The sequence below is a fragment of the Keratinibaculum paraultunense genome, from assembly GCF_016767175.1.
Classification (GTDB): Bacteria; Bacillota; Clostridia; order Tissierellales; family Tepidimicrobiaceae; genus Keratinibaculum; species Keratinibaculum paraultunense.
Genome location: NZ_CP068564.1, coordinates 180149 through 204845, shown reverse-complemented (window position 1 = coordinate 204845; position 24697 = coordinate 180149). Strand labels below are relative to the sequence as shown.

The 24697-nt window shown below is 28.5% G+C and carries 8 protein-coding genes; 2 read left to right on the top strand and 6 right to left on the bottom strand.

The annotated features are described in order from the left end of the window. The first annotated feature begins 91 nt into the window (after positions 1-91). Entirely contained in the window at positions 92-5491 is a 5400-nt protein-coding gene (locus JL105_RS00935) for a diguanylate cyclase (protein ID WP_132025618.1), read from the top strand. 40 nt (positions 5492-5531) lie between these two features. Here JL105_RS00935 and JL105_RS00930 read toward each other — a convergent pair whose 3' ends face one another. The 6 genes from JL105_RS00930 to JL105_RS00905 all read right to left on the bottom strand — a co-directional run bounded on the left by JL105_RS00930 (position 5532) and on the right by JL105_RS00905 (position 21936). Continuing rightward, positions 5532-6620 carry a stalk domain-containing protein gene (locus JL105_RS00930; protein WP_132025620.1) on the bottom strand — a complete coding sequence of 363 codons (1089 nt, stop codon included), beginning with the start codon at positions 6618-6620 and terminating at the stop codon, positions 5532-5534. A 148-nt stretch (positions 6621-6768) separates the two neighbouring features. Next, a complete protein-coding gene (locus JL105_RS00925; protein ID WP_132025622.1) occupies positions 6769-10131 on the bottom strand; it encodes a hypothetical protein in 3363 nt (1120 codons plus the stop codon). Between the two features lie 225 nt (positions 10132-10356). After that, positions 10357-11490 (bottom strand): S41 family peptidase, encoded by a 1134-nt coding sequence (locus tag JL105_RS00920; protein WP_132025624.1) that lies wholly within the window; start codon positions 11488-11490, stop codon positions 10357-10359. A gap of 53 nt (positions 11491-11543) precedes the next feature. Continuing rightward, entirely contained in the window at positions 11544-13022 is a 1479-nt protein-coding gene (locus tag JL105_RS00915) for an S-layer homology domain-containing protein (RefSeq protein ID WP_132025626.1), read from the bottom strand. Positions 13023-13066: 44 nt separating this feature from the next. Next, on the bottom strand, positions 13067-15553 hold the full coding sequence (locus tag JL105_RS00910; RefSeq protein ID WP_132025628.1) for an S-layer homology domain-containing protein: 2487 nt from the start codon (positions 15551-15553) through the stop codon (positions 13067-13069). A 20-nt stretch (positions 15554-15573) separates the two neighbouring features. Beyond that, positions 15574-21936, bottom strand: coding sequence for an IPT/TIG domain-containing protein (locus JL105_RS00905; RefSeq protein WP_132025630.1), 6363 nt, complete (start codon positions 21934-21936; stop codon positions 15574-15576). Between the two features lie 200 nt (positions 21937-22136). Here JL105_RS00905 and JL105_RS00900 point away from each other — a divergent pair, with 200 nt between their 5' ends. Next, positions 22137-24674: a chitobiase/beta-hexosaminidase C-terminal domain-containing protein gene (locus tag JL105_RS00900; protein WP_158279969.1), complete on the top strand. Its 2538-nt coding sequence runs from the start codon at positions 22137-22139 to the stop codon at positions 24672-24674. Positions 24675-24697 lie beyond the last annotated feature (23 nt).

The following is a 24697-nucleotide window of genomic DNA, read 5'->3' as shown; positions in this document are numbered from 1 at the left end:
TTAAATTAGTAATTTTGTCTCATATTATATAGGACTTTAGTATTGTATTTATGATATAATGTTATAAAGAATTATTTAGGAGGTACCCTTTATGGAACTGCTCAATAACCGATATAGAATAATTAAAATTGAAGAACAAAATATGATGTTCTCAACTTATACAGCTTTAGACCTATGGAATAAAAATAAAAAAATGAATCTAACTATAATAAATGCTAACTTTGCACCAAGCTCATTGATAGATTTTTATTCAAAAGAATTTGTATCCTTAGTAAATCTCAATTGTAGCAATATACTTAAAGATTACTACTTTAATAGAGTATTAAAAATTAACAATAGAGAAGCCAAAGAAGAACAATATTTTTATACATACGAGTACATTGAAAAACCCAAGAGACTATTAAAGTTCATCTCAAATATGAACCTCTTTGAAATTATAGATGTGTTTATTGAAATATGCAGTGCTGTAAATTATCTTCATCTAAAAGGCTATACTTATAATGAATTAAATTTAAACAATATTTTTGTTGCAGAAAAAAATAAAGACTACGAAATAAAACTTAATGATCTAGCCACAGTAGAATTAGAAAAAAATTATTACATGGACAATAAAATACATAATTCATATTTTAAATCCCCTACTGCTTTATTTGAAAATAACTCCAGCAGAAAATCTGATATATATTCTCTATCTATTATACTGCTAACAATGCTTCGAAAGAAAAATCCTGAATTAAATCCAAAAGAAGACTTGCAATCTTTTATGGAAGAAATTAAAAACAATAATACTAACTATACTTCTAAAGAAATTGATTATATAATTCAAATACTTTCAGTTATTGAAGAATTTATTACCTCTAATGAACCTTATAAAAAAGATTACATATATAATTTTGTTTCCAGATTAAATAACATTTTAAACAAAAATTATAAAATTTTTTGTAAAAAAGAATTAGAAAAACTTAATTTACGTACAAAATTAATAAATAGAGAAGATGAGATTAACAAAATAGTAAAAGCCTATAACTCTATGATAGAATTTAAGCCTAGTAAAAAAATTTTCTTAATAAATGGAGATTTAGGTACAGGTAAAACTCGTTTTTTAAATGAAATACAATTTCTATTAGAATTAAAAAATGCAAAAGTTTACTCTAGCTTTGCTTTAAATAATTCAAAAGATAACAATAATAAATTGTGGACTGAATTAGTTAAAAAATTAATATCTGAATCTGATACTGAACCTATTGAAAAATATAAGCATGAACTTATAAAATTTCTTCCTGAAACAATGAATAAACAGGATACATTGTCTTATGCTGATTCAGAATATTTAATGGACTCTACTGTAGAATATAGATTATTGAATAGAATTGTTTCATTCATAAACGATAGCATAAAAAACAAGCCTTCCGTATTTATAATTGATGATATTAATTATGGAAATAAATTTACTTTGAATACTTTCACTTATTTATGTGAAACTATTTTAGATAATAAAAATATAATGTTAATATTTGCTTACCAAGAAGGAAATGCTTTAGAACGTGAAGAATTTTTAAAATTTATTAAAAATATTAGCAATAGAAAAGACTCTGAAACTATTTATATGAAAAACTTAACTTTAAAAGAAACTGGAGAACTAATTAAAGAAACAATGTCTATGCACTATACACCTGTATTTTTTTCAAGTAGAATATATGCTCAATCCAAAGGCAATCCACTTTTTACAGTTGAAATTTTAAAAGAGTTATTTAACAGTAAAAAAATATATATAAATGATAAAAATGGACTATGGAACATTGATATAAAAAAATCAGAAGATGAAGATTCTTATTATGAATACTTAAAAATACCTAAAAATATAAAAGAAGTACTATTGAAACAATTAAAAGATTTAGATAATGTTAGTTATGAAATATTAAAAATAATCTCTATTTTTAATAATCCTATACCCATAGAAATTATATTTGAATTTATTGATATAAAAAAGCATAAATTAAAAGAATTAATTGATAAATTAGTCAATAAAGGAATATTAGATAAGATAATCAAAGATGAACACTTTGTTTATGATATAAACAATAAAATGCTTAAATTCATAGTATATAACAAAATGGACAAAAAAGAAAAAATTGAAAAACATAAAATAGCAGCTGATTTAATTGAAGATGGAAAATATTTAAATCCTAGTATTGATGAAATAATATTTCATCTAGAAAATTCAAATAATAAATTAAAAGCAAAAGAGTATTGTCTAAAAAATGCTGAAAAAATGCGAGATTTAAAAAATATTGAAGGTGAAATTAAAAATTTAGAAAAAGCTATTTCATTTACAGATAACACAAATATACTTGAAAAAACTGAATTGCTAATACGATTAGGAACACTTTACTTAGAAACTGAAAAATTTCAATTAGCAATGGATTACTTTAAAAAAGCAGAAAAACTAGCAAAAATAACAAAAAATCAAAAACATTTGATAGATATATATATAAATATTGCACTAATATTAGACTCTTTTTATAAGACTGAAGAAACTGTACAGTATACAAAAAAAGTAGAAAAAGCATTAGAGAACTTTGAATATCAAAAAGCTAGTTTAGAATTAAAAAGAATTAAAGCAACTCAACTTATAACTAAAAATATGTTTAATGAAAGTATAAAGCTTTTATTAGAAGTAATTGATGAGTGTGGTAATAAATTTGATAAAATAAAAGGAAATGCTTATAGGAGCTTAGCCTTTGCATACGCTCATTTAAATAAAACTGAAGAAGCAGTAGAATTATATAAAAAAAGTATAGAATTGTTTAAAAAAATCAATTATACAAGAGGAATATTGATTGCATTAAATAATATTGGAACTATCTATTCAGATTATTATCATGATTTGGAAGAAGCATTAAACTACTTTATCAAAGTTAGAAATTTAGGAGAAGAATATAATTTAATCAATGGTGAAATGCTGGGACTAATAAATATTGCATCTATTCATTATGTTAAATTAAATTATGATAAAGCCTACAAGCATTTTAAAATTGCTTTAGAAAAATCACTAGATTTAGACAACCGAGATATGATTTTCTATTTATATATTTCATTAATTGATTTATGCGTAGATATGGATAACTATTACGAAGCATATAATTATTATAAACTATCTAAACAATATTTAGAAAAATACCCAGATCGAGGAATATATATACCCCAATTTTATAGATCAGCAGGAAATTTATTTAATGCTTATGGAGACTTTGAAAAAGCAAATGAATTTTATTCTAAAGCAATCAGCTTTTATGAAAGTAAAGATAATGCTTTAAATATATATAATGTAATTGATTCTAACATAATTAGTATAAGATTGAAACAAAAAAATACTTATGATTCTAATATTGAAGAATTTTTAACTTATATAAATAAACTTAAAGATCACAATTTAAAAATAAATAGATTGTGCGAAACTGCAGTAATATTAAAAGAAAAAAAAGATACTAAAAATAGCAAAAAATTATTAGCAAAAGCTGAAGAATACATATCAAAATCAATTGATTCTAAAATTAAAGCTAAATATTACTATACTAAAGCCATTGTTGAAGAAAATAACTCAAAACTAATGCTTGAAAAAGCACTAGAATTAGCTGAAAAAGAAAAAAGTAAAAAACTTACTGCAAATATAAATATTGAATTAGGTAATTATTATTTTAATCAAAAAAACTACTATCTAGCTGTAAGCTATTATATAGAAGCTTGCAATACAATTAAAAAATTAATATATCAAATTCCAAAAGAATTTAGGCTTAAATTTGTAAATAATTATAAACTTGGTTTACCCTTTTATAGAATAAAATATATTGATGAATGCAATGTTTTAAATAATACAAAATTTGAAACTAATATTTATATAAATTCTCATGAAGAATTAAATGAATTAATAAACAACAATTCTATAAATAAATTTATTAATAATAAGAACTTTTTATACTTTTTAAGCAAACAGCTTATGCCAAAAGGTATATACACTGAAAAGGATATTTTGGCAAATTTAACTGGTAATACTAGCCAAGATATTGACATGATAACTAAATATTTAATTTCAATAACCTTAGCCACAAAAGGAGCAATAATTATAGAAGGACAAAAACAAGATTTAAATATAATTTATTCTATTGGAAATGATTTTAATATTTTAGATAATAAATACATTTTTGATAAAATAAGAGCAACAAAAGAACCCATTTTAGTATCAAACAAAGAAACATATAAAAACAATGACATTGATTATTTATTAAAAGATAAAAAGGCATACTTATGCATGCCAATCATTAATAATAATTCAACCTCTACTCAAAGCATATTAGGTTATCTATATTTAGAATCTAATAAAGTGCTCAATAACATAAATAAAAAAGGACTTGAAATATGTTTACATTTTTCCAATTTATTATATTTAATATTAGAAAAACGCAAACTAGAAATTGAAGCTTCTACTGATAAATTAACAGGAGCATTAACTAGAAAATATTTAGAAGATACTTTACAAAATGTATTAAATAGAGCAAGAAATAATAGTGAAACATTTAGCATAATAATGTATGATTTAGATAGCTTTAAAAGAGTAAATGACAAATTTGGACATTTAACAGGTGATAAAGTATTACAAAAAATTTCAAAAATTGTTATGAACAGTATAAATTCTAAAGGTATTCTAGGAAGATATGGAGGAGAAGAATTTTTAATAATACTTCCCAATACTGATGCTGATGAAGCTTTAACTATAGCAGAAAATTTAAGAAAAAAAATTGAAAATGAAAAAATACTAGCAGAAGAAATAGATATTACTGTAAGTATGGGAGTAGCATCTTATCCCGCTCATGGGCAGACTACAAATGAACTTATAGAAAAAGTAGACCAAGCATTATACATTGCTAAAGAAACCGGCAAAAATAGATCTCAACTTTGGAATGAAAGTTTTTCAAATATAGTTAAGCCAATAAATACTATAGATGGAATTTTAACAGGAAATGAAGTGCATGACTCAAGAAATGTTTTAGCTATTATAGAATTAATAGAACTTAGCACCAAAAATATAGATAAAGATAAAAAGATTTATTATTTTATTGGAAGGGTTATAGAACTGTTGGAAGCACAATTAGGAATAATATTTCTAATCAATAATGGAAAAATAGTAAAAAAATATGGAAGAAAAATTCATAAAGAACAGTGGATAGATAACATTGATTATAATCAAAATATAGTAGAATCTGTAATTGAAACTAAACAAGGTGTTTATATGATAGATTGGGATAAAGTAGAAAGATATGATAATATTACTGGATTGCCAGATTGGAATTCCCTATTAGCTGTACCAATTATATTTGAAGATGAAATAAAAGGAATTATTTATCTTGCTTCCTCTATAAGAATTAAAGAATTTGGAATTAAAGATTTAAGTTTTGCAAATGTATTATCTAATATACTAGCTAATATAATATGAAAAAAAAATAGTGGGACAGGGGGTCAGACCCCCTGTCCCACTAATTAAAGCTTCCAGTACTTTCATTATAGTATCTTATATATTGTCCTTGATACTCACCATCTACATAAACCCTAATCTTTACATCTTTATATCTGTAATAATCATAGTAATCATAATAATCGTAGTAGTAATCATACATTATTCTATTGGATATCCTGTCTAATATATTTTCCTTTTCAACTTTACTTAAACTTCTCCATTCACTTCTATATCTATAAGGAATATTAATATCAAAATATATAGTATATTTGTCTACATCAAGATTAGACATATAAACATCCTTTATTCCATAATAATAAAATTCATCATATATTACTTCATCTATATAGGAATCATAGGAACCGCCAGTATATCTATCATCATGGGTAATGCTTAGTTTGCCAATTTTAGGCTTGTTAAATGTAAATAATTCCTTCTTATAATATAAGTCATATATATTTCCATGAATATTGTAGTCAGTATATTCTTTAGATATAGTATCCACTATATCCTCTATCATAGCTTTTTTAGTGCTAACATCCATTTTATTCCAATATTTCTCCTGATTATAATTCTTTAAGTCTATTAATATTTTCACATCAATATTGTTTTTACTTTCTTTTAATGTTATATCAAAATTTACATCCTTGTATGTACCATATTTATTGTTTAATTTATCCTCTAAAACTTGCAATTTATCTTCTTCTACAACTTCTTCTTTTAATTTTTTAATTTCCTCTTTTAATTCAGCTATTTCTTTATCCTTTTTCTTTATTTCCTCCTCATAGACCTTGGATTTAACATCTATAATCTCTGCTGTATGAGTTTTATCATCCCATTTGACCTCCATACCCATAAGCTCTGCAATAGCCCTTACAGGGACATAAGAACGGCTGTCAAATTCTTTAACTGTAAATGCAGGTGCTTTATACTTTTCTTCAATTTCCTTTGTTACATCTTCCCCATCCACTTTAAACTTAATCCTACCAATGGTAGCTGTAAGTTTCTTCTGGTAAACCTCATTAGCAGCTATAGCAATAGTACTTAAAGCTAGTACTAATACTATGGAAAGAACCAATACCTTTTTAAACCTATCCTTTTTAAACATGAAATCCCTCCTAAAATGTTATTAATACATCTTATTCTTATTGTATCACTATATGCTGTATTTTCAAATAAAAAGAACCCAAAAGGATTTCTCCTTTAGGGTTCTTTGTTTATTTCATCTATTATAAAATCTTAGTCTTTCTTGTATCTTATTGCAATGTTACTCCTGTAGCTGTTGCGAATGGTATTGTAACTGTTATTGATCCTTCTGTTGTTACCTCAAATGAATTAATAGTATCACCTACTGCTAATTTTTGTACTTTTGTTGAATCGTTTAAATCTTTATCTAATTTTACTACAACAGTTTTATTTGTTCTATCTATTGATTTTATTTCTCCAGTAACACCACTACTAGTACCATTTATAGTTACTTTTTGCCCTATTTCTAACATTCCTGGTACAGCAGTGAAACCAAATTCTATTTCTTGTTGGATTAATTGTTTTTCTGGCACTGCTGGTTTACCTTCTGTACCATTTGTACCATTAACAGTAGTTAGACTAGTAGTACTTTGTTCAAATTTAATATTGTTTGTTCCATCTTCTGAACCTTTTAGTACTAAATTAGTTCCACTTGTGTCTGTTACCACTTCTGCAGTTATATCTAGTCCTAAATTATCTATAGCTGTCGCTAATTTGTTAAGGTCTATTTTAGTTGGATCATTATCATCAAGTACATCACTAATATCTATAGTATCAGATATTGATTTACTACCTTCTATTGATGTTATCTCTATGTTAGTATTATTATCAAGTGTTGTTGTTGTTGTATCAATAGTCAATTCTGCTTGCACTGCTTGCACTCCTGCTTCATAATCTTGTCCAGCTGTTACTATTTTAGCTGAGCTTATTTTAGGTTCTACTGGTGCTGGTGGTACTGCTGGTCCTACCTCTACTGTTTCATCTAATCCTTCTCCAACTACTCTTACTTTCTTAGCACCTGCTTGATTACTTAATTCAAGTGTGTATTCTTTACCAGCTCTAGTAAAGCTTCCAAGAGTGCCTATTAGATTACCATCTACTAATACATCTATTTTATCTTCTTGACTTGCAGTTATAGTTTTGTTTAGTGTAACTTTTATTGTTAATTCGTTATCTGCATCTAGTTTTGCTTCTATTTCAGCATCTAATGCTCTTTCATCTGTTATATTTTTACTCATAGCCTTTTTAGTTATACTTCCATTTTCATACTTAGACTCTATTGATGAACCTGCTTTTATCTCAACTTTAGTTGGAACTCCTGTAAATCCTGTTATTTCTAATTTTCCTCTAACTACATCAACTTTAAAGTCTGATGCTTTCTCTGCACCTTCTAATGTTACTTCATCTTTTTCTGGTGCTTTTGTTATTTCTTGGTTAAAGCTTACTGTTATAGTCTTACCATCTTTAGATAATACTGCACTTGTTATACTTAAACGAGATTCTTTTAGTACAACTTCTCTATCTTCCATTCTATTTCCATCTAAGGATGTTATATTTAGTCCTAATACAACTGAGTGTATATCTCTTTCGTTTCCTGGTAAGTTGATTTCTACAGTTCTTCCATCACCGTATAGTATTACACTAGGTTCTCTTGATAAATCTTCTGCTCTTAATAGTTTGCCATCTTTATTGTCTACTCTAAATTCATAGTTTCTTAATTCTTCTGCTTCTCTTCTAACTAAGTCTTTGTTGAATAGTAATATAATTTGTTCTTTATCTCTTTTTACTACTGCTGTTACATCTAAGTTTTCACCTATTCCATAAGTGAAGAATATTTCGTCATCAATCATACTATTTCTTAGAGTAGTGTCATCTCTTAATCCTGATACATCTAATCTATATTTTCCACCTTGAACAAAAGGTTCACTGAATTCAATTAATACTATATTGTTAGCATCTCCTAATTTTGCAGATTTAACAGCATATCTTATTTCTTCATATGTTTCTTTACTTTCATTATATTTGTTTAATACATAATTGGATGTATCTTCTACTGTCTTTTTGTCTAAATCTTTGCTAAATACTAATTTCATTACATCATCATCTAGTAGTTTCCAATCTACTATTTCTGGTCTTGAGAAATCTAGTGTTAATGGTACAACTTCTGTGTGTGGATCCATTTCATATCCTGAGTAGTTCTTAACACCTTTTACTGTTATTTCTACTTCTGGTTTTGGTAATTCTTTTGCTTTACCAAAAGTATATTTTACTCTATTTCCTGATAAAATTTCATATCCATCAGCTTCAGTAGCTTTTCTACCTCTTACTTGTGTCCAAGATACATTAGTCTTATTTATTGAATCTGGATGTACTTCTTGTTCAAATTCAACTACTACAGAATTATTTTTAGCTATTATTCTCTTAACTACTGGTTTAGTAGTATCTTCTACTATATTTATGTCAAATTTTTCTTCTTTTGATTTGAATCCTGCATAGTCAGTTAATTGACCTACTGTTAATTCATGTTCGCCTTCTTCAAATTTTCCATTTTCTCTATAAGGTATTAAAGTAATATCTCTACCATAGTTTCTAACTCTCATTACAAAGTTTTTACCATCTAATCTAAAGTCTTTTTCATGAGGATTCTTAACTGGTTCTGACATTGTAACTCTTATACCTTGTGTACCTAATACTCTAACTTCTTCTACTTTTGGTGCTTCATTATCATAAGCTACAAATTCATACTTACCATCTAATTCTTTTTGTACATCTTTGATTGATAAGTCATATTTCTTGCCTTGTTTCATTTCACCATCTAATAGTAATCTTAATTCATTATCAATAAGTCTTACGTCTACTACTTTACCAGCATTTGTTCTGTAGTTATCTGCATCTTCTATTGCTATTTCATTTTTAACTAATTTAGCATTGGAAAGTACTACTGTAATTTCCTTTAAGTTTTCAGCTTTTACTTCTTCTATTTCTAGTACGCTTGGTTCTGGCATTTCAATTCCTAAGAATTCAGCCAATGTCTTGTCTGAATCTTTCATTTTAACGCCAAGAGCGTTGTATATCATTTGTGCTACTTCTCTTCTTACTAATTTTGTATCTGCTTCTTTTTCTACACCTTCAAGTATTCCTAAATCTTTAGCTTTTATAAATAATTCTTCCCAATCATCTGCTTCTTCTAAATAGCCTAGAGCTCTTAAAAGAACTGCTGCAAATTCTTTAGTTGTTAGATTGTCATTGAAACCAAATTTTTCTTCTGTGTGTCCTTTTATATACTTATTGGATTGAGCCCAAGCTAAGTATGGTGTGTAGTATTTGTCTGTTATGTCTTTAAATGTTGGTAGACCTTCTTCTTTAAAGTTCTTTGCTTCGTCTTCTGCTTTCATAAGTCTACTTAATATAACTACTGCGTCTCTTCTTAGTAGTGGCTCATCAAGCATTAAATCGCCTGATTCATTTCCTACTAATATTCCTTCTTTTTCTAGGAACTTCGCAGGATTTACTTCTTCCTCGGCTGCAAAAGCCATTGAGAAGCTCCCTAGAATCATTACTACTGCTAAAAGTAATGATAGTTTTCTCTTCATTTTTCAAAGACCTCCTTTAATATTTTTGAAATTTTTTCTTCATAGTTGCAAATATGTATCATTTGCAGTCTATAAAGTATTATAGCATTAAGATATTATAAGGTCAATATCTTGAATGCTATTGTAATCTAATTGTAATATTAATTGCAAAGGATAAATTTCCTTTACGTGATACTATTATACACTAAATTTTACTGGAATACTATTACAATTGTGTTACAAATTTTATTTTGTTAATAACTCCACTGCCTTTTTTAATTGTAAATCCTTCCCAGATTTGTTTTCTACTATTATATCTGGTTTTATCCCCTTTCCATTTATACTTCTTTTGTTAGGGGTTAAGTATTCTGCTATGGTTAATTTCATTCCATCTCCTTTAAGTAATGGTATTATCTGCTGTACTGTGCCTTTCCCATAAGTAGTAACCCCTACTACAGTACCTGCTTTTCTGTCTTGAACTGCTCCTGCAAATATTTCAGAAGCAGATGCAGAATTTTCATCTACCAATACCACTAATTTATACTTAGGCTTCTTTAAATTAGAGTAATAGGTTACTACATTATTTTTCCTATATTTTATGTGAACTATAGGTCCTTCTGGAATGAATAACCGAGAAATGTCTAGTACGGAATCCAGTAGTCCTCCAGGATTCCCCCTCAAGTCTAATATTATACTGAAAATTTTTTGTTTGTCAAGTTCCTTTAATGCATTTATCATCTCATTATAGCTGTATTGAGAAAACTGACTTAACTTTATATAGCCTATATTATCCTCTAATATTTCATAATCTACTGTACTTAAAACTATAATTGCTCTAGTTAATGTAAACTCTTTAATTTCGTCTCCTCTTTGAACCTTTATATTCATTTTAGTATTTGGTTTATCTTTCATTAAATCTACTACTTTTTCTAAAGATAATCCCCTTACATCTTGTCCATCCACTTCTATTATTACATCATTAGGTTTTATTCCTGCTTTATGGGCTGGACCATTTTTTATAGTGTCTATTACAATTATTTTACCATCTTCTTCTTTTAAAAATATTCCTATCCCTACAAAATCTCCTGTTATTTCTTCTAAAAGTTGTGCAAATTCCTCTTTAGTGTAATAGCTACTATTTTCATCTAAATAATAAAATAGTCCTTTAATGCCTCCTTCAAGTAGCTGTTCTTCCTTTACATCTTTGAAATAATTACTTTTTATAAATTCCATAATTTGAACAAAGTATACTAAGTCTACAGGAGAATCATCTTCTGCTACAGCTTCCCCAAAAACTGGCAAGGGAAGAAGGATAGATATGGATATTACTACAGCTAATATAAAGGATAATATCTTTTTTATACGAAATTTATTTTTCATTATATTAAACCCCCATTTGTTTTAATAGTATAGCACTAAGTTTATGCCTATTATCAATTATTTAGTATGTTTTCTCTATAATCATACTTTAATTGTTCCTGCAAATAGTTTATAAAATTTACCAACAGCTGAGCTGTTTCTTCTTTGGTAATGGCTCTATTGGGATAAAAATATTCCGTTTTTGGTATTATATTAAGTTCCTTTGCCATATACACATGGTCTTTTGCCCAATGAGGAATACTTGAATCATCTTTAAACCCTGTTGAATAATTTCCTATAGGAGCTAAATTTTGAAATCCTAATAATCTAATAAGTATGGTAGTAGCTTCTGCTTTAGTTAGTTCCCTATCAGGTTCAAATCTGCCTTTGCCTACCCCTATCATAATATTTCTTTGGGAAACTCCTTCTATATAAGGATAGTTTCTGTGAATTTTAGGCACATCTATATATCTTGGTTTTTCTTCTTCATTCTTTTTGTTTCTTCTGCTTCTTCTAGTATTAGTTTCTTCTTCCATTTCAGGAAGTTCTATATCCATAGTGTTTGCCAAAGCCCTAGCAAAATCTCCTCTACTTACCGATGTATGAGGACCTAATATTTGATTATTGAGAGGGAAACCATCCATACTGGCTATTAACATTATCTCCTTTTCAGAATCTAATCCTCTTATATCCCTTAAAGCTGGTATGTTTAATCTTGTAATTATAGGATTAGTGTCTATGCCCATAGAACCTTGACCCATATTTCTTCCTGTACCTTCTAATTTTGGAAGATCATATGAATATTTTAGCACATTGTCATGCTTTTCTGTAAGCATGAATCCTCCCTTAAAAGATATTTGATTTGGAACATTTTCCACATAGTTGTAATCTTTAGTTTTATTATAGGAGGTTTCTACTGTAGCAGTGCCTTCCCAAGCATCTTCTTCTTTAAGTTTATTGTTGCCTTCTATTATATAGTGTATTGTTTGAGTTTGAGTAGCTGACCAAGGGCTATCATATCCTACTAAATTTCCTATAGTTTGAACTGCTACTATTTCTTCTCCTTTGTCTACCTTATAAGTTTTCCTTGCAGACCAATCTCCTGCATAATACTCCACTAATCCAGTTTCCTGTACTACTTGCCCTTGATTCCACTGATAGTCCTCAGTATCCACTTTGTAGGTTTTATTACCTATTTTAAAAGTTTCCGAATATTTATCCAAATTTTTTTGAGAGGTGGTTTGCTTCCCATTAGCTTCATAAGTTTCTGTCAATGTAACTTTCCTCTTTAATGTGGCACCTAGTTTTAAATTTTTTAAGTCATAATTGTAATTATAGGTTTTTTCTCTAACTCCTTTTTTATTTCTTTCCTTTATATTTTTAGTAAAAGTCCCTTCCATCTCTATAGGTTCTCCTGTTATAAATATTACTTCCTTATAATTGTTTTCATTGTTTATACCTCCTTCATAGCCTGGAGGCTCTAATGCAAAGGATGCAAAGGGGACTAGTATAAGTGTTAGTACTAATGCTAGGGTTAATATTGATTTTTTCATAATTATATCTTCCTTTCTTAAATTTACATTGTTAATTTAAAACTTTAATCCTCTATCAATATTATATAAGGTATATCTACTGATGAATCATTATGTTCTATTACATAAGCTTTGCTTTTATTTCTAAGTTTATATATTTCTTCTATAGGGAGCGGTTTATCATTTACTATAATTATAGCCTTATTTAAATTTAAGTTCTTGTCTTCAATATATTCCCATCTTCCAGTTAAATTGTTGTAGCTTTTAGTATTAGTTAATGTGATAGTCTTGTTATCTTCATTTATTTCCTTTATTTCTCCTGATATACTTTGGTCTAGTCTTACAGTTTCATTGTATTTGTTTAAATCTTGAGGCACTAAATTTATAGCAAGTATTTGTTTCCCATAAGGGGTATCTTTTGCTACTACATATGCTGGTTTATTTTTATAATAATCTTTTTCTATTCTTTCCCTTAATTCTTTATCCTTTATATCTATAATATCTATATATCTAGAATCCAAGAAGGATTTAGTGGGAACTTGTTTTTCCAGTTGACTATCGTATATTAATGTATCTAAAGTTAATGTAAATTGTTCAGAACCTGGATTAGATTTAAATCCAGAAGATGTTAATATTTCTTTATCTAATTTATAATTATATCTGCCTAAAGTTAATTTATGATCAAATATATCTTCTATTTTCCCCTTATATACTAATAGTTTAGTACCATCTATTCTGTCATCTATTATGCCTACATCTTCTATGGCAATTACACTAGCTCCTTTTTTACCATATCTATAATCTGAAACTAAATATACATTTTGGTTAAAGTCTAAATTTAAAGGATCTACCAATCTATTATCTTTAATAACTATGGTACCATCATGAATATCGAAAGAATTAGTATCCACTACTATTTTTCCTATACCATAATCTATATCTTGAATTTTATCTTTATATTCCATAGAAGGTCCAGATTTTAAAAGCATTTTAGATATGCTCATATATCCATAGGGATTTTCATAAGCTATATAAACTTCTTCTCCCTTTCTTTTATTTAAATTTTGAAGGGCTAATTTTTTTCCGCCTTCATAGATTATTCCTGTGCCTAATTTTAGCTTTTGTTTTTCATTCATTGGTATCCACTTACCTCTGTCCAATCTATAAGGTTCAGAGATTAGGATTTCTTTGTTTCTTGAATCTACCAACTCTATTTTTCCTTTAATTACTCCTTGAATATGTTTTTCTTCATCTTCTATTTTTATTTCAGAAACTAAAGGCGAATATATATCATCAAAAGTTAAAAGTATTCTATCTCCTTCTTTTAATTGAAATAGTTCTGCCCTCTGCCCTCTTTTATATACTGTAGTATAAAAAGGATCTATTTGAAATTTTTCTATTCCTTCATTAGTTTTAATCTGTATTTCATCATTCGATGCAGAAAGTACTGTGCCTACTCTAAATCTAGTCCCTGGAATTATAGATCCATCCCTTTCTGGATCTATATTGTCAAATGCAGTTATTTTAACCACCTGATTTCCTCTTGTTACAATGGAAACCTCTTGTTCAAAGTAGAGATTTTCCATATCTATAAAAGGATCCAGCTTAAATTTATAAGTTTTATTGTTATAGCCCCATAAGGTAATTTCTCTATTTTTTAAATCAATTTGCCTAATAGTACCCTTTATGGTGGATTCTTTATTAGTGTTTATTTCTCCATATATAACTTTCCCATTTGAGTCCATATAATAGGTAATAAAATCTCCTACATTTATTACTTCTGATGAATAAATTTTTTTATTTTTTTGTACTGGGAAAGCATCTTCCCCTTTATATCCTACTATGGTGCTTGTAGTATCAGTATTGTATATGGTAATGTTTCCTAATTCTTTATTGGATACTTGTCCCATTTTTTTAGTTATACCTATAAAATGAATTAAATCATCACTAGCATTGGATAAAACTTTTGCAAATTCTCCTCTAGTAATATAACTATTAGGATCAAATATAGTATTAGATCTTCCTTTCATATAGCCTTTTTGCAAAATCAGTTCCACATAAGGCAATCTATAATCATTTATTTTATTATAATCTTTAAATTTTTTAACTTCTCGTATTTCATGCCCTAGGGGAGGCTCTACTCCTAAGGCTCTTCCTAGTACATTTGCTGCTTCTGCTCTTGTTACTTTAGTATTAGGGGAAGGGCAAAGTTTGCTAGAACCTTTGCCTTTTTCTATTAATTTTAAGCTATAAGCTACTTTATATACACCTTCTATATAATTTTTAGGTTCAGCCCTTTGAGCTTCCCCTTCTTTTCCTATGGCTCTAATAACTGTAGTTAATAGCTCCCCATAGGTTAAATTTCTATTAGGATAAAATTTCCCTTTGCTACCTTCCATATAGCCTAAGGCTGACACCTTTAATATATCCCCTTTAGCCCAGTGCTTATTTATATCAGTATAGCTAATATTTTTAGCACAGCTTAAAGCAGTAGGCATAAACATATTTAATATAAATATGGATAATAGTAATATTGAAATTTTTCTGTTCATATATATTCTCCTTTATAAAATTATCTATCAGATAATAGTATATATCTTCCCTTTTCGTTAAAGGATGTCATCTTACTATTAGATACTTTAATATATTTTCCAGTAGGTATATCAAATTTGTATAAGGCTACATTTTTTGCATTAGAATAAGTTATGCTATCTAAATTTATGGTTAATTTACCTGTTCTTAATAGTTTATCTATATCTATTATATTTTTCCCTACTTGGAATTTAAAATTAAATTCATAAGCCCTTGAAGCTATTCTTTTTCCCCTTGGAATATGGGCTTCTCCTTCTCTTTTTATGTTTATCTGTAAATTAGAGTCCTTATCCCCTTTGTCCAAAGTAGAAACTCTATAAGTATACATATCTTTAGGATTTATAGTCATTTGAAGTTCTCCATATTTTATATTTAATGTAGAGTCATCCCTTGCTAATGCTATTGGAATATTTATTGTTAACTCTGTAGTATCCTTATACTTGGACTTATTAAAATCTAAATTCCCTACTTTATTTTTTATATCCTCAATACCTATAGTTCTAATTATTTTTTTCCCTATTATTTCTTCTTTACCTTTTTCTATTAATTTTTTTTCTTCATCTTTAAGTTCTTGCTCTTTCTCTCTTTGTTTATAATCTTCCTGTATGCTTAAAGTTTTTACCTTCACTTCTGCAAAATCTATTGCTGCTCCATATTCGTTTAAGGCTCTTACTTGAAATACATATTCTGTGTCTGGTTCTAAGCCCTTTATTAAATATTGAGCTTCTGTAGTAGAACCTATGAAAGTACTGCTACTTTCTGAAGCCTTTCTTCCATATATTTCATATTTACTAGCTTTATTTAGTAAATCTTCATCTGATTTGTTCCAAATAAGCATTACAGTAGATTCATATCCTGGAATAGCTTCTAATACCATTGGTTTTAAAGGTACAGGTTTTTCATATTTAAATTCGTCATAAGGATCAGATATTCCTTCATCAGGATTTATTATTATTATACTACTATTTTCCAAATCAGTAGGTTCTTTAAATCTTACCTTTATTTCGTTTTCACTTACTACCTCTGCACTGCCTTCCATTCCTCCTATAACAGCTACTTCTTTATTGTTCCCTTGAGAATCAACTCCTATTATCCCTTGTCCCTTTACATCCATTCCAGATTTTAAATCTTTTAATGGTATAATTTTTCCTCCTACTATTACTTTTGCCCCTTTAATAAATTGACTTCCTGTTATGGTAACTTCTGTTTTATCGTCATTTATAAATAATTTTTTAGGATTTACATCATCTATTTTAGGTTTAGATATATAAGTAAATTTTAAATCCTGTTGAGTTAAACTTCCATCAGGGTTTTCTACCTTCACCCTAACAGGACCTAATGTTTGAGATTCAGGTGCTATTACTTCAATAGTACTGTGATCTACTATTTTTATATCTTTATAAGGTACTTTATTATCTCCAAAGAATATCTCTAAATCTTCTCCTTCATATCCTTCCATTTTATCTCTAAAATCTTTACCCTTTATAGTTACTTTGGTTCCTCCTGTAGCAGGACCTTTATCTGGTTCTATAGTATTTAATTCTGGATTAGATTCTCCTTTTATAAATTGAAAATATATTGGTGCATTCCAAATATTATTTGGATTATCTGAAGATGTTTGAGCTCCATCTCCATTGATTACTGTTAATCTGTATAGTTTTCCTATTGCATTTTCATTAACCTTTGGCATTATAAAGGATAATTTATTTGGTGAAGCATTTAAAGTCTCTGTTATGTCCTTGTTTTCTATATTTAGTATATTGCCTATTTGAATTCTAGCACCTTCTCTAAAGTCTTCTCCTAATACAGTAATATTTTGTCCTCCTCTATAGTCTAATCTAATTATCCTTGTCTTTCCGTCATCTCCCACAACTGGGTCCATTCCATCCTTTGTAATATTTATAATTCTAGGTTTACTTTGAGGATTAGTATATCTATATTTAGTGGTAGCCCTTCCTCCATCAGGATTTTCTACTTCTACCTGTACTTCTCCTATAGTATAATAAGAAGGAGTTTTTAATGATATTTGTCCTGAATTAATTAATTTAGTTTCTGGAGAATACCCTTTTTCCACTATTAATTTCCCATTTTTTACTTCTATCTTTACTAGTTCATATCCTGGATAAGCTTCTCCATCAATATTTTTTAATTCCATCACAGGTAAATATATAGGCTCACCATCATAATTATTTATAGTAAAGGTCTTTTTATATATTTTTTTATTGTATTTTCCGCTCATAGTTATTAGTGCAGTATGAACAGAAGAATTATCATATTCTAAAGTAAAGTCTCCATTTTCCAATGTTACTTGAGCTCTATTATTATTTATATCTTTAGTCTCTCCTATAGTACCAAAACGAACTTTAGGCATATAGTATTCCTTAATATTTCCTTCTTCTAAAACTCGAATTCGACTATTTTGAAAGCCAGATCCAATTATTTCTACATTATCTCTTCCTTGTTTTTTACCTGTATCTCCAACTATTCTATCTATGGTGATTTTAGAACCTTCAAAGTTCACAAATACCCTATTGGAAGTTCCAAAATCATTGTTTACCACATATAACTCATGCCGTCCTGGGGTAATCTGCGGTGTTATTACCTTTATATAGTTGGTGCCAAATTCTACAATTTTAGCTTCTATTCCTCCTATTCTTACCTTTGGAAGTACTGGAGAATCTAAATATTTTTCAAAAGTTTCTACTGGCACAGGTAAATTTTTTCTGCTTCCATCTTTTTCTATATAATCTATCCAATTGGAATAAGAAGTATGAACTCCATCTCCATCTAAATCTTCAAAATATATTTTAACTCCATTTCTTTCTCCTTCTATCCAGTCTCTATATTTTTTAGTCAAACTCCAAGGTTCTTCAAATTTAAAGTATCTTCCAGTTATGGTTAGTACCTCATTTCCTGCTGAAGAACCTATTTGAGTTTCTTTTTGAAATTCCACTTTATCTATAATAGGCTTAGCAGATGGAGGAATTACATAAGTAAATCTACTTAAAGCAGTACCTCCATTTCCATTTTCTACTACTACTGGTACTACTTTTCTATCTGTGCCTTCTTCAGCCATATTTCTTCTGTAAGGGGGCATTTTGGTAATAATTAGAGTGTCTACCCCTGATCTAATTTCTCTTTTTACATCACTAGCTGGTACCAATAGCCCATCTATATAAACTTTGGAATCATCTTCAAAGTTTTTCCCTTCTATTAAAATTTGATATCCTCCTTCTATAGAGCCTATACTAGGCTTTATAGCTGTAATCTCTGGCTTAATAGATACAGTTTCATAATAGTAGAATAAATCCTTTGCTGTAGATTTTTTAGTATCTGGATTTTCTACTGTAATTTTATAGCCATCAGGTAATTTAGAGGTTAGTTGAGGTACTTTAAATTCTATTCTATGTTTATCTATTACATGAACTCTTGAACCATATATTTCTCCATTCTCTATAAATTTATAAGGGGTTTTCATAATCAATTCTAAAGTTTGTCCATCTTTTGTTAAGTTTATCCCTTCTCCTTCTGGTGTAATAGTAACATCATATTCCTGTCCATCTTTTTCTGCTATTAATCTACCATCTCTATCCATTATATAATATTCATTTATTATACTGCTCTCATCCCTACTAGAGCCTCCATCGGAGAGGATTATATTTCCTCTATTGTCCTGATATATAATGTAGAAGTTGTTTGTTCTATTTTTGTCTTCTAATATTATACTGTGATAATAACTAGAAAGTTTTACAGTATTATCTTCCTGGATTATTAAATATTCATTGTCGTTTTTATATTTTTCCAAACTAATATTTCCACTAGAATCTATATTGTATTCATTTATATCTTTTCCATCCATTAATATTCTACTACCTATTAATTTATATATATCCATACCTAAAGTAGAAGATACTGCTGGATTAGGTGCTAAGAAATTGTCCCCATCTACTACTACTATTGTATTTAAAGTACCCTTCTTAGGTGAAAAATCCATCAATACTGGGTCTCTTTGTAGGGATTTTACATAGGTAAAGTCCTTAGAAGCTTGGCCTCCATCGGGATTCATCACCATAAGTTTTGTAGGCCCTTCTATTATTTGAGGAAATTTAGGTGCATTAAATTTAAGTACTGTGTGTAAGCCTGATGGGTCTAGCTCCTGTTTTACACCTGTTACTTCTACTCCACCTACAAATACCCTAATTCCCTGCTGAAAATTAGAACCAGTTACTGTAATCTCTTCCCCTGAATCTATGGCAACTACATTAGGTTCTACTTTGTCTATAGTGGGAGGCAAACTATCCTTTAAATCTACAAACATTAGTGTTACATTATCATTGGATACTGGATAACCTGGCTCTTTGCTCCCTAATATTGGATTCATTACATATACTGGTTTAGGTATAGGATTTTTTAAATCAGTGGTAACAGATTTTTCAGGTATCCTAACTCCTACTGATTTAGGTATAGTTATTATAATCTTATTTCCTGTATCTTTTCCTATTGTTCCATCTACTATATTTCCCTTAGAATCTAATATCATCATATCTGCACCAGGAAGAACAGTCCATTTACCATCTCTATATATTTCAACTTGCCCTTCTCTTTCTGGATTTATCCTTAGTACCATTCCTTCCTCTGGATTTACCATATTAGCTCCTAAACCTACTACTGGGTAATTTGTTATATCCTTTTTTGTATCTGGATCTTTACTTCTAATTACTTTAAAATTTTGCCCTTCTATCCCTATTACCATATCTTCCTTTATCCCATAATCTCCAGTAGTTTTATCTTTTATTACTTGAATTTTCTCTGGTACTATTTTATTTATACTTGGAGGGGTATGGGATGGAATTATGGTATATTTTACATTATCATTAGTGATTATATTGATTATAGTAAAATCTCCTAAATAAGTCTTTATTTCTGTCTGCATAACCACCACTACATTTACTTCTGTTTCCTTCTCTACACTAGTCTGAGGCAGTTTGACAGTTATGTTATCAAAGTTTTCACTAAATCTATATACAGGTTTTTCATCTACTACATGGGGAGTAGTCCTATCTCCTATATAAGTGGCAATATACCTATCTGCACTTATTATAGGGCTACTTTTATATTTTGCATCCTTTACATCATATTCAATATGAAATACCTTATCTTCTTTTTTGTCCACATCTCCTATTTCTGTATCTATTATACCTTCTAATATATCGTCTAGGATTTTATCAGTTACACTTACTTTACCTACTGTAAGCCCACTGGGATTTTCTATACCATCTATAAAATCCATCTCGTCAAATTTTTTACCAGTAATCTGAACTGTCTCTCCTGTATCAGGTCCTTTACTTGGATCTATTCTAGTAAGTACTGGTCCTTTGTCTGCTCCTATTACGAAAAATCTACCGTCTACTTTTTTAGTAGCAGTAATTTGTTCATATATATTTCCTTTAGGATTAGTTACCTTGTTGGTAACTATTACATCATAATATTTAGAGTCTTCAATTCCTTTGGGAATTTTTATTTTCAAAATCTTATTGGTGGCAGATACTATCTCTGCCATATTATTAGCAGTATATCTATCTGTGGGATCTGTTAAGAAAAACACAGAATGTTGAGCTTCACCATCTTTTATAGTAAAGTTTCCATCTGCTTTTATATAAGCAATACTTTCCTTAGCTCCCATTTTAGGAATAATCTCTAGCTTTTCTCCTAATTGAGGCATATTTCCTAATAGTTTAAAGGCATTAGGATATATAACGGACTGGGTAGTATTTCCATCATCCATTTTTAATGTAATAGTTTTATAGCCTGTGGTTCCATTCACAGTAGTAGTAAATCGATTAGGATTGTCTGCATAAAAGGGTCCTTCTTCTCCTGAAATTTCTATGGTACCTTGATTTAATCTTTCTCCTGTAAAACTTACTTCTTCTCCCATATGTATATCATAAACTTCCATTTTGTTTATTTTAGGAGCAGGAGACAAATCCAATATAAAATCTCCAATTATAATGGAGGTTATTCGCATATTGCTTTTAGGGTTATTTATCCAAAAATTTCTAGGAATTTCCCTGCCTACTTCTCCTTCTTCTACAGTTATTCTCCCTATTATCTGTGGTGTTCCTTCTTCAGTTATTATAGTTACATCCTTAGGTCCTGTTGTATTTATTCTAGTATTAACTCTTATAAATATGGATTCTAATTGATTTTCATTTCCTATACCAGATTTATAAGTATAGATTATTCTATTTTCTCCTTGAGCAAATGCTACTCCTACAGGTGCTAATAAAGGTGTTATAAATAATAATATAAGAACTACAGATAATATCTTTTTAAATTTTGTCATTATTCCATTCCCCTTTCCATTGGGACAGTGGGGATGGTTCTTACTGTCCCATAATTGCTATTGGTTTAATAATACTATCGGCAAATATAGACAACTTCTTAAATTTATTATACATTAAAATCTACATTTTTTCACATACATGCCGATAATAATATTAGAATTATGATGATTTTTATTTATTTTAAAAGGAGGAATAAATATTGAAAAACAAATTTGTACTGTTTATAATGATTTTTCTCATTTTATTTTCATCTATTCCTATACATAGTTATGCCAAAGGACAAGTTATGGAAATTGATGCTCTGTTTCCTGATATTAAACTTAAACTGGAAGGAAATTATATTTCCCATAAGGAAGTATTTATATATGATGGAGAACTGTGGGTTCCTATGAAGGATTTAGCTAACGCATTAAAAATAGATTGTAGCTTTAATCCAAGTAAACGAATATTAAATTTAAACTCCCGAGGGAAATTAAATATAAAAGATACTTCATTAGAGCCTATAGCATATCAAAGGGGATATGAGATACAGGCTAAGGAAAGAAGAATTGTAGAATTAGATGAAGAAATCCGTAAATTTGAAGGTAAAAGGGTTAATGATTCATCAAAAAAAGTAGATGCTTTGGTACGAAATATAAAGGTAAGCTTCTCTGATATAGATGTATTTTTAGATGGGGAAAAAATATACTTAGAAAAAGAGCCTTTAATATATAATGATGATGTATATGTATCTATAATAGCTATATCTCCTGTATTATATATAACTCCTGAAATTAATGAAAATATAGTAAATATAGATGCTAATGCTATTTTAGTTAAAAAGCCCTATTATAATAGTATTGAAAAATTAATTAGCTTTAGAGAAAATATGAATAAAACCTTAGATAGACAACTAGCTGAACTAGAAAAGAAAAAACAAATCCTAATGGATGTAAAAATACCTTATGAAAAAGTAGAAAATTTACATGATATGAGAAGATATTTAAATAGACATTTAGGATATATAAAAGATTTGCCTGTATCTGTTCACATTATTAAAGGAAGCAATTCCTGGTATTACATTGATATAGAATTTAGTCGAGGTAATTATCATAAATGGAAAAATCTTTCTAGACGAGATGTGGAAAGCTATGTATGGGATATATTTGTAGCACTCACAAGCCTATATGATGAAGATGCTAAAATTCAAGGACAGATTAGAAATCCTTATACTACTAGACAAAATTATGTAGAATTTAATACTTACATGAGAAATATAGTATTTAAATTCATAGATAGCGGATTGGATATGAAAGAAAAGATAGATCCTGTATTTATTGAGGATTTATTGAAAAAGGAATTAGGAAGGTATAATAGAGAATATTTCGATTATTCAGCACGAATATCTGGATATGATTTAGAATTGGAAGTGTATCCTTACGATAATAGAACTTTTACTGATAAATGGTCTATTTATACTAAAATAAGCTTTTTAAAAGAGATAAATTATATATTAAGGGATTATTATCCAGAACTTCGCATAAATGGATTAGTAAAATGTGTAAATAGAGATGATATAAGATTTTTAATAGAAAATGGAAAACTTCGTTCTCCTGAATTAGAACAAGAAACAGAAGAATTTTTAAACAATAAATATGGACTATTTACAGCAAAAACTTTAAAAATTCCAATGAAATATAAGCTTCATCAAATATCATTGGATGATTATAAATTAATAGTATATATGGACTTTGATATAAATGACAGCAGATGGAATAAAACCATGGATGAAATATTAGGAGCATTTTTACAGGATGTAATTTCTGAAGTGATTGCTCTTTGGGATATGAATATATTTCTTCAAGCTTATGATAAGGGACAAAATTTAGTTAAAGAAGTGGTTATATCACAAGATATAGTTCAAATGGTAAATGCAGAACCTCCTTCTGGAGAAATAGTAGAAGGCTCCACCGTTACATTATATACTAATACCCCTGGAGCTACTATATATTATACATTGGATGGAAGTACACCATCTCCATCAAATAGAATTTTATATACAGGACCTATTGTAATAAATGAAGATACCATAATTAAAGCATATGCTGTAAAAGCAGGTTTAAAAGACAGTCCTGTTTCCACATTTATATATACTGTAGTAGATGATGAAAATATAGCTAGTGGATTAGATAATTTAACTGTAGTAAATGGTAGATTAGAACCAGAATTTAATAGAAGAACATTTAATTATACTGTAAATGTAGACTACTTAGTGGAAAAATTAATTATAATACCTAAGGCTAGTAAAGGAAGTATTGAAGTAAATGGGGAAATTGTAGAAAGTGGAGAAAGGAAAGAGATACCCCTTGTAGTAGGGCAAAATAAAATAACCATAATTCATAAAGAAGAAGGGAAAAAGGATAGAATATATACCATAATAGTTAATCGAAAAAAATTAGATGCACCAAAAGTATATTTAGCTCCAGGATATACATTTGATACTCGAATATCTGTAATATTTAGAGGAAATTTAGCAAGTGATACTATAAGAACATTTGATGGCTATAAAGTAAAACTTTTGTCTAGAACTGGAAAACATTTTAAAACAGTCAATGTTAATTCCGATGGGAGCTTTGAAATAATTGTACCTCCAGATGAAATTGATATTATAGATAAAATAATTGGATTTAAATACGAAATAGTTGATCCCAATGGAGTTACACTACCTGAAAATGAAGACGGCAATATATTGCAATAGGACAAAAGGTCCCTGGGACAGGG

Excerpts from the sequence above, each read along its gene's own strand:
- JL105_RS00930 (WP_132025620.1), bottom strand. The coding sequence starts at position 6,620 with ATGTTTAAAAAGGATAGGTTTAAAAAGGTATTGGTTCTTTCCATAGTA.
- JL105_RS00910 (WP_132025628.1), bottom strand. The coding sequence starts at position 15,553 with ATGAACAGAAAAATTTCAATATTACTATTATCCATATTTATATTAAAT.
- JL105_RS00905 (WP_132025630.1), bottom strand. The coding sequence starts at position 21,936 with ATGACAAAATTTAAAAAGATATTATCTGTAGTTCTTATATTATTATTT.
- JL105_RS00920 (WP_132025624.1), bottom strand. The coding sequence starts at position 11,490 with ATGAAAAATAAATTTCGTATAAAAAAGATATTATCCTTTATATTAGCT.
- JL105_RS00925 (WP_132025622.1), bottom strand. The coding sequence starts at position 10,131 with ATGAAGAGAAAACTATCATTACTTTTAGCAGTAGTAATGATTCTAGGG.
- JL105_RS00935 (WP_132025618.1), top strand. The coding sequence starts at position 92 with ATGGAACTGCTCAATAACCGATATAGAATAATTAAAATTGAAGAACAA.
- JL105_RS00915 (WP_132025626.1), bottom strand. The coding sequence starts at position 13,022 with ATGAAAAAATCAATATTAACCCTAGCATTAGTACTAACACTTATACTA.